Here is a 12,286-nt window from a genome sequence, read left to right as displayed (position 1 = left end):
TACCGGCCATCGCCATGCATCCTGCCCATCCCCTGCAGGCGGTCACTCACCCCGACCCCTACCCGTACTACGCCGCGCTGGCGCGCGAGCGGCCGCTGTATCGCGAGGCGGCGCTGGACCTGTGGGTGGCCAGCCATCCGGACGCGATAGCGGCCATCATGCAGCATCCGGCCGCGCGCGTGCGCCCGGCCGCGGAGCCCGTGCCCAAGGCGCTGTGTCCAGGCCCGGCGGGCGAACTCTTCGGCCGCTTCGTGCGCATGAACGACAGCGCAACGCACACGCAGGTGAAGGCCCTGCTGAGCGCCTACCTCCGCGAACAATCGGCGCGGCCCTGTACGCCCGCGTGTCCCGATCCCGGCCCCCTGGACGCCGCCGCCGTCGACCGTTACCTGAGCGCCGCGCCGGTGCATGCGCAAGCCGCCTTCCTGGGGCTGCCGCCTGACCTGTATGCAGATTGCGCCGCCGATATTGCGGCGTTCCTGTCCGCGCTGCCCGCCGCCGCAGCGGCGGATCGCATCGAAGCGGGACACGCCGCAGCGCAGCGCCTGCAGACACGCCTGGAATCGCATCTGCAAGCCCCCGACGCCGCGCCGGCCCTGCGCCGGCTGCGCGAAGACGGCGCGCGGGCGGAGATAGCGCCCGCGGTGCTGGCCGCCAACCTGGCCGGCCTGCTGTTCCAGTCCTGCGAGGCGGGCGCCGGCCTGCTGGGCAACGCCATCGTCCTGGCCGGACGGCGCGGCCTGCGCGCGGATCTCACGGACGCTGCGGCGCTGGCACTGGTGGACGACGTGGAACGCAGCGACCCGCCGTTGCACAACACGCGGCGCTTTCTCGCCGCGGGCATGGACGTCTGCGGCTTGCGCATCGAAGCCGGCCAGACCGTGCTGCTGGTGCTGGCCGCGGCTGCCACGGTGCAACCCGAGGCGCACTGGACTTTCGGCGCTTTCGGGCATGCCTGCCCGGGCCGCCTTCCGGCCCGCCTGCATGCGGCGGGCGCGCTCACTCGCCTGCTGCGCGCAGGCCTGGATGCCGCGGCGCTGGCGGCCCGTTTCCGTTACCGGCCGCTGCCCAACGCGCGCGTGCCGCAGTTTGATTTTTCCGAGGAACAAGCACCATGATCGCAGTGATATTCGAAGTCGAACCCGCCCACGGCAACCCCGATCCCTATCTGCACATCGCCGCCAGCCTGATCGACGAGCTGAAGGCCATTGATGGCTTCATCTCGGTCGAACGTTTCCAGAGCCTGAGCGATCCGGGCAAGCTGCTGTCGCTGTCGTTCTGGCGCGATGAAGCGGCGGTCCAGCGCTGGCGCACGCTGGAGTCGCACCGCCGGGCCCAGGAAGCCGGGCGCGGCGGCGTCTTCGCCAATTACCGCCTGCGCGTGGCGCAGGTGCTGCGCGACTACGGCATGAACCAGCGCGACGCTGCGCCCGTCGACAGCCGCGAGCGGCACGGCTGAGGCCCCACCTCAGGCCCCGGCCGCGGCTGCCGCCAGCGCCACCCGGTGGGTCGCGCCCGATTCGAGTACCGCCGTCATTGCGGGCAGGCCCGGCGCGGACGAGGGATCGAAGTAATCGGCCTCGTCGCGGCCCGGGCCCGCCGGCAGGTCGCGCACTTCCACGCGAAAGCCCTCGGTCCGGTTGCCGCGCAGTTCCGGCACCGCCTGCAACAGGCGGCGCGTGTAGGGATGCGTGGGCCGGTCGAACACTTCGTCGCGCGTGCCTTCTTCGACGATATGGCCGCGCAACATCACCACCACGCGGTCGGCGATCTGCTCGACCACGCCCAGGTCATGCGAGATCAGCAGGCAGGCAAAGCCGTGTGAACGCTGCAGCGACATCAGAGTCTCCAGCACCTGCTTCTGCACGGTGACGTCCAGCGCCGACACTGGCTCGTCCGCGATGATGACCTCGGGCCGCAGCACCAGCGCCCGCGCGATGGCCACGCGCTGGCGCTGGCCGCCGGACAGCTCGTGCGCATAGCGCTCGGCGTAGTCCTCGCCCAGGCCCACGTCCCGCAACGCGTCGGCCACGCGCTTGCGGCGGATGTCCGCCGTCATGCCGGCTTCCAGCCGCAGGCCCTCCCCCACCAGGTCGCCGATGGTCATGCGCGGATCCAGCGATGAATAGGGATCCTGGAACACCATCTGCACCCGCCGGCGCGCCGCCTGCCACGACTGCCCCGAACCGCCCGCGGGCAAGGCCTGGCCGTCCAGTTCGATGCGCCCCTGCGCCTGCGGCACCAGTCCCAGGATGGACATCATGACCGTGGTCTTGCCGCTGCCCGATTCGCCGACGATGGCCAGCGTTTCCCCCGGCGCCACCGCGAACGTCGCGCGGTGCACGGCGCGCACCGCGCGCTTGCGGAACCAGCCCTCGCGGACCGAGTAGTCGATCGCCAATCCGTCCACCTGCAGGATGGGCGCCGCTTCGACGGCAGGCCGGGCCGGACCGCGCTTGGGCAACGCGTCCAGCAGGCTGAGCGTGTACGGATCCGCCGGCCGCGACAGCACCTCGGCCACCGGCCCGGTCTCGACCGCCCGGCCGCGGCACATCACCAGCACGCGCTGCGTGTACGCGGCCACCAGCGCCAGGTTGTGGCTGATGAAGATCAGCGCCGTGCCCTGCTCGCGCGTCAGTTCGCACATCAGGTCCAGCACTTCCTTCTGCACCACGCAGTCCAGCGCGGTGGTGGGTTCGTCCGCGATCAGGAGGCGCGGCTTGAGCAGCATCACGCCCGCCAGCAGAATGCGCTGGCGCATGCCGCCGGAGAATTCATGCGGATAGCGCTTCATGCAATCCTGCGCGTCGCGCACGCGCACCCGCTCCAGCATCCGGACGGCTTCGTCCCAGGCCTCGCGGCGCGCCATGCCACGGCGCAGAACCAGCGCCTCGATCAGTTGTTCGCCCACGCGGAACGCCGGGTTGAGCGACACCATCGGCTCCTGGAACACCATGCCGATGCCGGTGCCGCGCTTCGCCAGCCAGTCGCGCGGCGCCTGCTGCAACAGGTCCTGGCCTTCGAACAGCGCCTGTCCGCCGGTGATGCGCGCCGAATCGGGCAACAGGCCCAGCAGCGTCTTGCCGATCAGCGTCTTGCCGCTGCCGGACTCACCGACGATGGACAGCGATTCGCCTGCGTGCAGATCGAATGACACCCGGTTCACCACCGGCGCGGCGTCGCGCTTGCCCGGAAAGCGGATCTCCAGGTCGCGCACGGACAGCAAGGGTTGCGCAGCGCTCATGCCATCACCCCCCGCATGCGCGGATCCAGCAGATCGCGCACCGCATCGCCCAGCAGATTGATGCCCAGCAGGCTCAACGAAATCATGGCGCCCGGAAACACCGCCAGCCAGATGGCCTGGTCCATGGCGTTGCGGCTTTCGGACAGCATGCCGCCCCAGGTGGCCAGCGGCGGCGGCACGCCCAGGCCCAGGAAGCTCAGCGCGCTTTCCGCCAGCAGGGCGGAACCGAAGATCGAGGTCGCGAAGATCAGCAACGGCGGCAGGCAGTTGGGCAGTACGTGGCGGAACACGGTCCATAGGCCCCCATGGCCGGTGGCGCGCGAGGCAATGACGAAATCGCGCTGACGCAGGGACAGCGCCGCGCCGCGCGCGATGCGCGACACCGACGGCGAATACGCCAGGCCCAGCGCCAGCACCACGCCCCATTTGGACGGCCCCAGCACGGTCATGATCCCGAGCGCGAGCAGGAGGCCCGGAAACGCCATCAGCGATTCCACCAGCACGGTGATGCCGCGATCGACCCAGCCGCCCGCATAGCCGGCCGTGACGCCTATCGTCGTGCCCAGGAGCAGCGCCAGCAGCACGGAAAACACGCTGACCGCCACGCTGACCCCGGCGCCCGCCATCAGCCGCGACAGCACGTCGCGGCCGAATTCATCGGTGCCCAGCCAGTACTCCGCCGACGGCGGCGAAAAGCGCGCCAGCAGATCGCCTTCCAGCGGATCGTGCGGCGTGTACACCAGCCCGACCAGGGCCAGCAGCACGACGCCCCCGACCAGCGCGCCGCCCAGGACGGCATTGGTATGTTTAAAGCCCATGATGATCCTATTGAAGCTTCACGCGCGGGTCGAACAGCGGATACAGCAGATCCACCACCAGGTTGACCGCCACGTACAAGAGCGCGATGAACAGCAGGCAGCCCTGCACCACGGGGTAGTCCCGCGCATAGATGCTTTCCACCAGCAGCCGCCCGATGCCCGGCAGCGTGAACACGGTCTCGATCACCGCGGCGCCCGACAGCAGATGGCCCAGCATCAGGCCGATCACCGTCAAGGTGGGGCCGAACGAATTGGGCAGCACATGGCGCAGCATGACGCGCTTTTCCGGCAGGCCCTTGGCGCGCGCATGCGCCACGTATTCCAGCCGCAGCGTCTCGATGGTGCTGGCGCGCATCATGCGCGTGATGGCCGCGATTTCCGTCAGCACGATGGCGCAGACCGGTAGCACCAGATACCGAGCAGCGCCCAGTCCGCCCTGGGCGATGGATTCGAAGCCATACACCGGCAACCAGTTCAGCTTCACGCCGAACAGCCAGATCAGCAGGATGCCGACCCAGAAGCTGGGCATGGACACGAACAGGATCGAGGTCGACACGATGGCGGTGTCGGCGCGGCGGTTCTGGCGCCAGGCGGCCACCATGCCGGCGGGCACCGCCACCAGGCAGGCCAGCAGCGTGGCGGTCAGCACCACCTGGGCCGTCACCGCAAAATGCGTCAGCACCAGATGCATCACGGGTTCGCGCCGCGCGATGGACATGCCCAGGTCGCCCTGCAGCGCGTTGCCCACCCAGATCAGGAACTGCTCGCCTACAGGACGGTCCAGCCCTAGCGCGTGGCGCATTTCCGCCAGCAGCGCAGGGTTGTCGATATCGCCCAGCATCAGCGACGCAGGATCCCCGGGGATCGCGCGTATCAGCGCGAACACGAGCACCGTGACGACGATCACGGTGGGCACCGACGCCGCGATGCGCTTGAGTAGATAGCCCAGCACGGCGCCTCAGTTCTTGGTCACGTTGAAGAAACGCGGCTTGCGCAGCGGCCAGCCGGTAAAGCCCTGCAGCTTGCTGGAAACGACCACATAGCCGGGCTTGTTGTAGTACATCAGCAGCGGCGTGTCGCGCAGCATCAGGGCATGCAGCTTGTCGAAGGCCTGCTTACGCACGGCAGGATCGGATTCGGCTTCTATGCCTTCCAGGATGGCCGCGGCCTCCGGACTTTCCCACTGGGCCATGGGCGTTTTGGACTTATCGCCGATCACGTCGCGGAACATCAGCGCCGGCTCCGTGCGCGCGGAATACGCGAATGCCATCAGCTGGAACTTGCCTTCGCGGAAGTTGGTCACCTGGGTGCCCCATTCCAGCATGTCCAGCTCGGCCTTGATGCCGGCCTTGCCCAACAGCTGCTGCGTCACCACCGCGACGCGGTACAGGTAGGGATAGCGCTTGTTGGCCTGCAGCTTCAGGGGCTCGCCGCGGTAGCCGGCGGCATCGAGCAGGCGCTTGACCTCTTTCAGGTTCTTCTCGTAGCCGGCGCGGTCGGCCTCGGAGTAGTAGACGCTGGCCGCGGGCACCAGGGACGGGTTATAGGCCGCCTGGCCGTTATTCAAAGCCTTGGCGATGCCGGGAAAGTCCAGCGCCAGCGCGATGGCGCGGCGCATGTTCACATCCGACAGCAAGGGCGCGCGCGTCTGCATCAGCAGGTTGACGGTGTCCAGGCCCTGCTCGGTGACGATGTTCCAGCGCGGGTCCTTGGCCGGCAGATTGTCTTCGTCCGCGTTGTAGGCGTCGACCTGCCCCGCCATGAGCGCCGCCTTCTGCGCGGCCGCATCCGGAATCACCACGAAGCGCACATTGGCCCGCGCCACTTTCTTGCCGGCCATGCCGCTGGGCGCTTCCTCGCGCGGCTTGTAGCCGGCGTACGGCGTCAGCAGCAGGTACTGTTCCTTCTTCCATTCCGCCAGCACGTAAGGACCGGTGCCGATGGGCCTGGCCCACTTGCCGTCGGCGTCGACGCTCTTGGCGCTCAGCACCGGCATCGGGCACTGCACGCTGGCCATCTGGTCCAGGAACAGCGCGTAGGGCTGCTCCAGCCTGAACACCACGGTGGCCGGATCGGGCGTCTCCACCGCCACGACCTTGGCGCCCTTGCTGCCGTCGTAGAGGTTCTTGCAGGAGTACTCGGACTGGGCGCCGTTGAGGTAGTCGTAGGTCCATTTGACGTCGGCCGAGGTCATGGGCGTGCCGTCATGGAAGGTGACGCCCTGGCGCAGCTTGAAGGTATAGGCGCGCTTGTCGTCGGACAGCGTCCAGCTGTCGGCCAGCATGGGGGCCACGCTCATGTCGGCGCGCAGCGCCACCAGGGACTCCACCACGTGCGCCAGCACGTTGTCGGTGGAAGTGTTGCGGGACCGCCCGCCGGGCAGCGTGGTCGGCGTGCCCGACCCTTCGGCGTAGCGGATTTCTGGCGCGGCGGCCTGCGCCCGCACGGCGGCGGGCAGAGCGGCCACGGCGGCGGCCAGCGCGGCGGACAACAGCAGCGCGTTCTTGGCGCGCGTAGCATGCGAATTCATAGGGATCACTCCAGGCGCGGCGCTCGCCGCATACGGGTCTGGGGGCCGGCTCAGAAGAGCCGGTACTCCGCGAAGTTGCGTCCTTCGTAGGGCTTGCGCGCGATCCACATCACGCCGCTGGCCGGCTCCATCAAGGTGGTGGCCACCGTAGCCGAGATGCTGTCGAAACTGGCCGGCTTGGGCGAACGCAGCACGCCGTCGGGCGCGGCGAAGTCGTCGGCCAGGATGCGCTTGACCGTGTCCCAGTCGATGCCGCCCGTGGCGCGCGCCAGCATGTCCTGCACACGGCGCTGGCGGTAGATCGAATCCGGATTGGCCGCCAGCCCTTTGTCGAACAGCTTGGCGCGCGCGGGCGGGCTAATCCAGTGGTTGGCATGTACCAGCAGGCCGTCCTCGGGGGTGATCCAGAAGATTTCGTCGGGCGAGCATTCCAGGTCGACCGCCTCGCCCTGCGCCTGCGCCAGCATCAGGTTGTTGGAGCAAAAGCGGCGCGAGGCCCACAGCACCTTCATGGCGTTGCAGATGTTGCTGGCTTCCAGCATCTTGCGCCGCACCAGCACCAGCGGCACCTCGGCGGGGCGCTGATAGTCGTGTTCGCAAGACAGGAAATTGCCGGACAGGGAAACGCCCGCGCTGTTGAAACCGTGGCGCGCGAGGCTGCCGGCTTCCGTGAACACCAGCAGGTCGGGGCCGTCTTCGCGGCGCATGCGCAGCACGATGCCGGTGTCCACGCATTCCTCGCGCCAGTCCCAGTTATGGGCATGCATGAGCTTGCCGCCGGCGGCGGCCTCGGGCAGCACGACCAGGCCGGTGCAGCCATCGTCCAGCCCCTTGCGGGCGCGGCCCAGCTCGGCATGGCCGAACATCATTTCGGTGCGGCAGTTGATGACCACCACATCCTCCAGCGCCTGGCCCGATCCGTCGGCGATGCCGCGCAGCTCTTCCAGGTAGGCCGCGTCATAGTCGCCCACCACCGGCACCATGGCGGCGGCCAGTTCCTTCAAGCGGTCCGCGGCGACGCCGCGCCGCTCCAGCTGCCCGCGGTAGAGGGCCACGCTGCGCGCCACGCGCTCGGGGACGGCGGCGCCATGCTGGCGGCCCCGCTCGTATGGGCTGCCCTGTACATCGACCAGGGGGAAGGGGGTGGGCAAAGTCACGGCTCAAGGCTCCGGAGCAAGGTTCAAGACGGGCAAATTTTGTACTAATATAAGAAAAAGTTCAATACAAGGGTTTCCCCGGGGCCACTATCGCGAACGTTGCGCGCGTAGCTCTCCGGTACCATTCCGACTCCGTCGCCCTTCGCGCCCATCCTTCATGTCCAACGCCGCTCCCGCCCGCCCCACTCCGCTGCAAGTCGACCTGGCGCGCCTTATCGCGGAAGACATCGTGGCCCGGCGCCATGCGCCCGGCGACCACCTGTCCGAGGAAACGTTGGCCGCGAGCTACGAGGTGTCGCGCACGCCCGTGCGCGGCGCGCTGAAGCTGCTGGCCGCGCAGGGCCTCATCACGCACCGCCCCAACAGCGGCTACACGGTAGCGGCGCACGCGGCGGCCGCGCCCCCCGCCATCGAGGGCGCCGGCCCCACCCAGGACGAGCTATACCGGCGCCTGATCGATGACCGCGCCTCGCGCGAGCTGCCGGAAACCTTTACCGAGCGCGACCTGCAACAGCGCTATCCAGCGCCGCGCAGCGTGCTGACCAAGACCCTGTTGCAGCTCTCCGCGGACGGCCTGATCGAGAAGCGCAAGGGCCATGGCTGGCAATTCGCGCCGTCGCTGGAAAACCGCGACGCGCTCAACGAGAGCTACCGCTTCCGCATGACGATCGAATGCGCCGGCCTGCTGGAACCCACGTTCCGCCTGGACCGCGAGGCGCTGGCCCGCATGCGCGCCGCGCATGAAGCGCTGGCCGCGCGCAGCGACGCCGACATCTCGGCCACCGAGTTCTTCAATCTCAACGCCTCGTTCCACGAAATGCTGGCCCGCTTCTCGGGCAACCGCTACATCCTGCAGGCGGTGCAGCAGCAGAACCAATTGCGCCGGCTGGAAGAGCATGCCGCGTTCTACCGCGACGCGCGCTTCATCAACTCCAGCAGCGAACACCTGCAGATCATCGACGCGCTCGAGGCCGGCGACCAGGAGTGGGCTTCGCAGCTCATGCGGCGCCACTTGAAGACCTCGCTGCAAGTGTCCTGACACCCTCTCCGCTTTCATTCATCCGCCAGTCCGCCGTCGCGGGCCCTCGGCACGCATGGCGTCCGCGTTGCGGCGTACCTTCGGGTCTTCTTGTATTGTATTTATCAATTGATTAATACAAAATAGAAAGCCCGAATATCTCTTCACGCCGGAACACCCATGCCATCGTCAGCGCCTCATCCCACTCCCGCCATCAACGCCGAAGCCTATTGGATGCCCTTCACCGCGAACCGCCGCTACAAGCGCGCGCCCGTGCTGTTCAGCGCCGCCGAGGGCATGCACTACATCCGGCCGGACGGACGCCGCGTGCTGGACGGCATTGCGGGCCTGTGGTGCGTGAACGCCGGACACCGCCGCCCGGAAATCGTCGAGGCCATCGCCCGCACCGCCCATGAACTGGACTACGCGCCGTCGTTCCAGATGAGCCATCCCCTGGCCTTCGAGCTGGCCGAGTCCTTGCGCCAGGAAGCGCCCGCCGGATTCTCCAACGTGTTTTTCTCGAACTCCGGATCCGAAGCGGTGGACACCGCGCTGAAGATCGCGCTGGGCTATCACCGCGCGCGCGGACAGGGCCAGCGCGTGCGCCTGATCGGGCGCGAGCGCTCGTACCACGGGGTGGGGTTCGGCGGCCTGTCGGTGTCGGGCATCGCCGGCCACCGCAAGCCTTTCGGCAATCTGCTGCCCTACGTGGACCACCTGCCGCACACCTATGACCGCAGCCAGATGGCCTACACGCGCGGCCAGCCGGACTGGGGCGCCCACCTGGCCGATACGCTGGAGCGCATCGTCGCGCTGCATGACGCCTCCACCATCGCAGCCGTCATCGTGGAACCCGTGGCGGGCTCGACCGGCGTGCTGGTGCCGCCCAAGGGCTATCTGCAGAAGCTGCGGCAGATCTGCGACGCGCACGGCATCCTGCTGATCTTCGACGAAGTGATCTGCGCCTTCGGCCGCATCGATGGCGCGTTCGCCTCATCGCACTTCGGCGTCACGCCCGACATCATCACCAGCGCCAAGGGGCTGACCAACGGCGCCATCCCCATGGGCGCCACGCTGGTGCAGCAGCATGTCTACGATGCGTTCATGCAGGGGCCGGACAGCGCCATCGAGCTGTCGCATGGCTACACCTATTCCGGCCATCCCGTGGCCTGCGCCGCCGGCCTCGCGACCCTGGACATCTGCCGCCGCGAAGGCCTGTTCCAGCGCAGCCGCGAACTCTGGCGCTATTGGGAAGACGCGGCGCACAGCCTGAAGGGACTGCCGCACGTAGTGGACATCCGCAACATCGGCCTCCTGGCCGCCATCGAACTCGAACCGCTGGAAGGCAAGCCCGGCCAGCGGGCGTACGCCGTGCACCAGGCCTGCCTGGAACGCGGCTGCCTGATCCGTTCGGCGGGCGACACCATGCTGTTGTCGCCCCCGCTCATCATCGAGCGCGCGCAGATCGACGAATTGTTCTCGGTCTTGTCGGACGTGCTGCGCGCGGACGCCTGAGCGCCCGCCCCGCTTATGCCAGGTGCCGGGCCACCGCCTGGACCACCTGCCGCACGTCCACGGCGGACACGTCCAGGTGCGTGACCAGGCGGGTCGGGCCGCCATACACAGCCCGCATCTGGATACCGTCAGCCGCCAGCTTGGCGGTGAGTTCATCGCAGCGCGCGGGCTCGAATTCCGCGAACACCATGTTGGTGTCCTGGCTCAATACCTTTACGCCCGGAATGGCGCGCAGCCCTTCTGCCAGCAGCCGGGCGTTCTCGTGGTCTTCGGCCAGGCGCTCCACGTTGTGCTCCAGCGCATACAGGCAGGCCGCGGCCAGCACGCCAGCCTGGCGCAAACCGCCGCCCAGCATCTTGCGCCAGCGGCGGGCGCGGGCGATGAGTTCGACGCTGCCGACCAGCACCGATCCCACGGGCGCGCCCAGGCCCTTGGAAAAACAGATGGACACCGTGTCGAAAGGCGCGCACAGGTCCGCCACCGGCTTGCCGCTGGCGACGGCCGCGTTGAACACGCGGGCGCCGTCCAGATGCGTCGCCAGGCCATGCTGGCGCGCCCAGTCGGTCGCGGCCTGCACGTAGCTGGCCGGAATCCGCTTTCCGTGGAAAGTATTCTCCAGCGCCAGCAAGCGGGTGCGGGCGAAATGCGCGTCGCCCTCGGGCTTGAGCGCCGCGGTCAACTTGTCCAGCGGCAAGGAGCCGTCCGCCGCATGTTCTATGGGCTGCGGCTGGATGCTGCCCAGCACGGCCGCCCCGCCCCCTTCGTACTTATAGGTGTGCGCAAGCTGGCCCACCAGGTACTCGTCGCCGCGCTCGCAATGGGCCATCAGAGCCCCCAGATTGCTTTGCGTGCCAGAGGGGAAAAACAGCCCGGCCGCCTTGCCCGTGCGCTCGGCAACCGCCTCCTGCAGGCGGATCACGGTCGGGTCATCGCCCATCACGTCATCGCCCAGGGGCGCGCAGACCATGGCCTGCAACATGGCTGCGGATGGCCGGGTGACTGTGTCGCTACGCAGATCGATCATGGAAAATCCCAGGATAGGAAAAGGAATATGGAAAGCGCTTATTCGGCGCGCGCCGCCGGCGCCGCGCGGCTCACTACCCAGATGCCGGCCAGTATCAGCGCCATGCCGCCCAGCTCAGCCGCGGTAGGCTGCTCGGACAGCAGCGCCCAGGCGAACAGCATGGCCACGACTGGCACGCCCAGGCTGGACAGGCCTGCGATCGACGCCGGCACCAGTCGCACCACCAGCAGCCACAACAACCAGCCCGCGGCGGTCGCGATCAGCACGATGTAGGCCATGCCGGCCCAGAGCTGCCAGCCCCACTGGGCCGGCATCTGCGGCACCAGAAAGGCGACCGGCGTCATGACCAGTCCGCCCAGCAGCATCTGCCAGGCGGTGAATGTCATCACATCGGGCGCGTGCCGCTCGAACATGCGCTTGGACAGCACGGTGCCCACGCCCCAGCACAGGCCGCTGCCCAGCCCCAGCAACACGGGCCGGATATCGCCCAGGCCGTTCCAGGGTTCGACGAAGCAGACCAGCCCGATGGCGGCCAGCGCAATGCCCACCCCATGCCGCGCCGTGGGACGTTCGCCCAGTAGCCACCACGCGAAGAGGATCACCCAGAACGGCATCGTGTACGCCATGAGCGAGACCTTGCCCACGCCGCCCGACACCAGCGCCGTCTGTACAAAACCCTGGAATCCGGCCGTCTGCGTCAGACCGATCAGCAATGTCAGCTTCCAGGGCGGCATCGCCAGCGGCCGCCGCATCGCGATGGCCAGCGCGAACAGCACCAGGCCGCCCGAAACGTAGCGCAGCGCCACGAAGTCGAAGGGACCGATGTAGGGAACGATCAGTTTCATCGCGATCCAGCTGCCCGCCCAGACCAGGATGGTGCTGAACATCAGGGCTAGCCCTGCTCGATCGAAACTGCTGCGGCTCACTGGCACGGCTCCGTGGGAAAAAATTCTGGGCGCGAAAAAGCAAATACGCCCGTA

11 protein-coding genes are annotated in these 12,286 nt (G+C 68.2%); 4 read left to right on the top strand and 7 right to left on the bottom strand.

Annotated features, from left to right (window positions below; translation table 11 throughout):
• The first annotated feature begins 14 nt into the window (after window positions 1-14).
• Window positions 15-1,118 carry a cytochrome P450 family protein gene (locus HV766_RS12865; protein WP_175161941.1) on the top strand — a complete coding sequence of 368 codons (1,104 nt, stop codon included), beginning with the start codon at window positions 15-17 and terminating at the stop codon, window positions 1,116-1,118.
• Window positions 1,115-1,459, top strand: coding sequence for an antibiotic biosynthesis monooxygenase family protein (locus tag HV766_RS12860; protein ID WP_054450685.1), 345 nt, complete (start codon window positions 1,115-1,117; stop codon window positions 1,457-1,459). Before HV766_RS12865 ends, HV766_RS12860 begins: the two co-directional genes overlap by 4 nt.
• A 9-nt stretch (window positions 1,460-1,468) precedes the next feature.
• Here HV766_RS12860 and HV766_RS12855 read toward each other — a convergent pair whose 3' ends face one another.
• The 5 genes from HV766_RS12855 to HV766_RS12835 are packed head-to-tail and all read right to left on the bottom strand — an operon-like array spanning window position 1,469 to window position 7,749.
• Window positions 1,469-3,244: an ABC transporter ATP-binding protein gene (locus HV766_RS12855; protein WP_175161939.1), complete on the bottom strand. Its 1,776-nt coding sequence runs from the start codon at window positions 3,242-3,244 to the stop codon at window positions 1,469-1,471.
• Complete coding sequence (locus HV766_RS12850; protein ID WP_054450682.1) at window positions 3,241-4,062, bottom strand: ABC transporter permease; 822 nt, start codon at window positions 4,060-4,062, stop codon at window positions 3,241-3,243. Before HV766_RS12850 ends, HV766_RS12855 begins: the two co-directional genes overlap by 4 nt.
• A gap of 7 nt (window positions 4,063-4,069) precedes the next feature.
• Window positions 4,070-5,014, bottom strand: a complete 945-nt coding sequence (locus HV766_RS12845) for an ABC transporter permease (protein ID WP_013392266.1) — start codon at window positions 5,012-5,014, stop codon at window positions 4,070-4,072.
• A gap of 6 nt (window positions 5,015-5,020) precedes the next feature.
• Window positions 5,021-6,592: an ABC transporter substrate-binding protein gene (locus HV766_RS12840; RefSeq protein WP_054450680.1), complete on the bottom strand. Its 1,572-nt coding sequence runs from the start codon at window positions 6,590-6,592 to the stop codon at window positions 5,021-5,023.
• A 50-nt stretch (window positions 6,593-6,642) separates the two neighbouring features.
• Window positions 6,643-7,749, bottom strand: coding sequence for a C45 family autoproteolytic acyltransferase/hydrolase (locus tag HV766_RS12835; RefSeq protein WP_054450679.1), 1,107 nt, complete (start codon window positions 7,747-7,749; stop codon window positions 6,643-6,645).
• 157 nt (window positions 7,750-7,906) lie between these two features.
• Here HV766_RS12835 and HV766_RS12830 point away from each other — a divergent pair, with 157 nt between their 5' ends.
• On the top strand, window positions 7,907-8,788 hold the full coding sequence (locus HV766_RS12830) for a GntR family transcriptional regulator (protein ID WP_054450677.1): 882 nt from the start codon (window positions 7,907-7,909) through the stop codon (window positions 8,786-8,788).
• 159 nt (window positions 8,789-8,947) lie between these two features.
• The gene (gene aptA, locus HV766_RS12825; protein ID WP_125472906.1) at window positions 8,948-10,282 is read left to right on the top strand and encodes an omega-aminotransferase AptA; all 1,335 of its coding nucleotides are present in this window, start codon (window positions 8,948-8,950) and stop codon (window positions 10,280-10,282) included.
• Window positions 10,283-10,295: 13 nt separating this feature from the next.
• Here aptA and ltaE read toward each other — a convergent pair whose 3' ends face one another.
• Window positions 10,296-11,306: a low-specificity L-threonine aldolase gene (ltaE, locus tag HV766_RS12820; protein WP_175181243.1), complete on the bottom strand. Its 1,011-nt coding sequence runs from the start codon at window positions 11,304-11,306 to the stop codon at window positions 10,296-10,298.
• Between the two features lie 38 nt (window positions 11,307-11,344).
• On the bottom strand, window positions 11,345-12,232 hold the full coding sequence (locus HV766_RS12815) for a DMT family transporter (RefSeq protein ID WP_119450963.1): 888 nt from the start codon (window positions 12,230-12,232) through the stop codon (window positions 11,345-11,347).
• Between the last annotated feature and the right edge of the window lie 54 nt (window positions 12,233-12,286).

This window comes from Achromobacter aegrifaciens (assembly GCF_902859735.1).
In the GTDB taxonomy this organism is placed as follows: Bacteria; Pseudomonadota; Gammaproteobacteria; order Burkholderiales; family Burkholderiaceae_B; genus Achromobacter; species Achromobacter aegrifaciens.
The sequence above is the reverse complement of the archived record's forward strand: the minus strand, read 5'-3'. Positions and strand labels throughout refer to the sequence as shown.

What these genes read in the sequence shown, in the direction of transcription:
- HV766_RS12865 (WP_175161941.1), top strand. Translation starts at nt 15, where the DNA reads ATGCATCCTGCCCATCCCCTGCAGGCGGTCACTCACCCCGACCCCTAC.
- HV766_RS12860 (WP_054450685.1), top strand. Translation starts at nt 1,115, where the DNA reads ATGATCGCAGTGATATTCGAAGTCGAACCCGCCCACGGCAACCCCGAT.
- HV766_RS12855 (WP_175161939.1), bottom strand. Translation starts at nt 3,244, where the DNA reads ATGAGCGCTGCGCAACCCTTGCTGTCCGTGCGCGACCTGGAGATCCGC.
- HV766_RS12850 (WP_054450682.1), bottom strand. Translation starts at nt 4,062, where the DNA reads ATGGGCTTTAAACATACCAATGCCGTCCTGGGCGGCGCGCTGGTCGGG.
- HV766_RS12840 (WP_054450680.1), bottom strand. Translation starts at nt 6,592, where the DNA reads ATGAATTCGCATGCTACGCGCGCCAAGAACGCGCTGCTGTTGTCCGCC.
- HV766_RS12830 (WP_054450677.1), top strand. Translation starts at nt 7,907, where the DNA reads ATGTCCAACGCCGCTCCCGCCCGCCCCACTCCGCTGCAAGTCGACCTG.
- aptA (WP_125472906.1), top strand. Translation starts at nt 8,948, where the DNA reads ATGCCATCGTCAGCGCCTCATCCCACTCCCGCCATCAACGCCGAAGCC.
- ltaE (WP_175181243.1), bottom strand. Translation starts at nt 11,306, where the DNA reads ATGATCGATCTGCGTAGCGACACAGTCACCCGGCCATCCGCAGCCATG.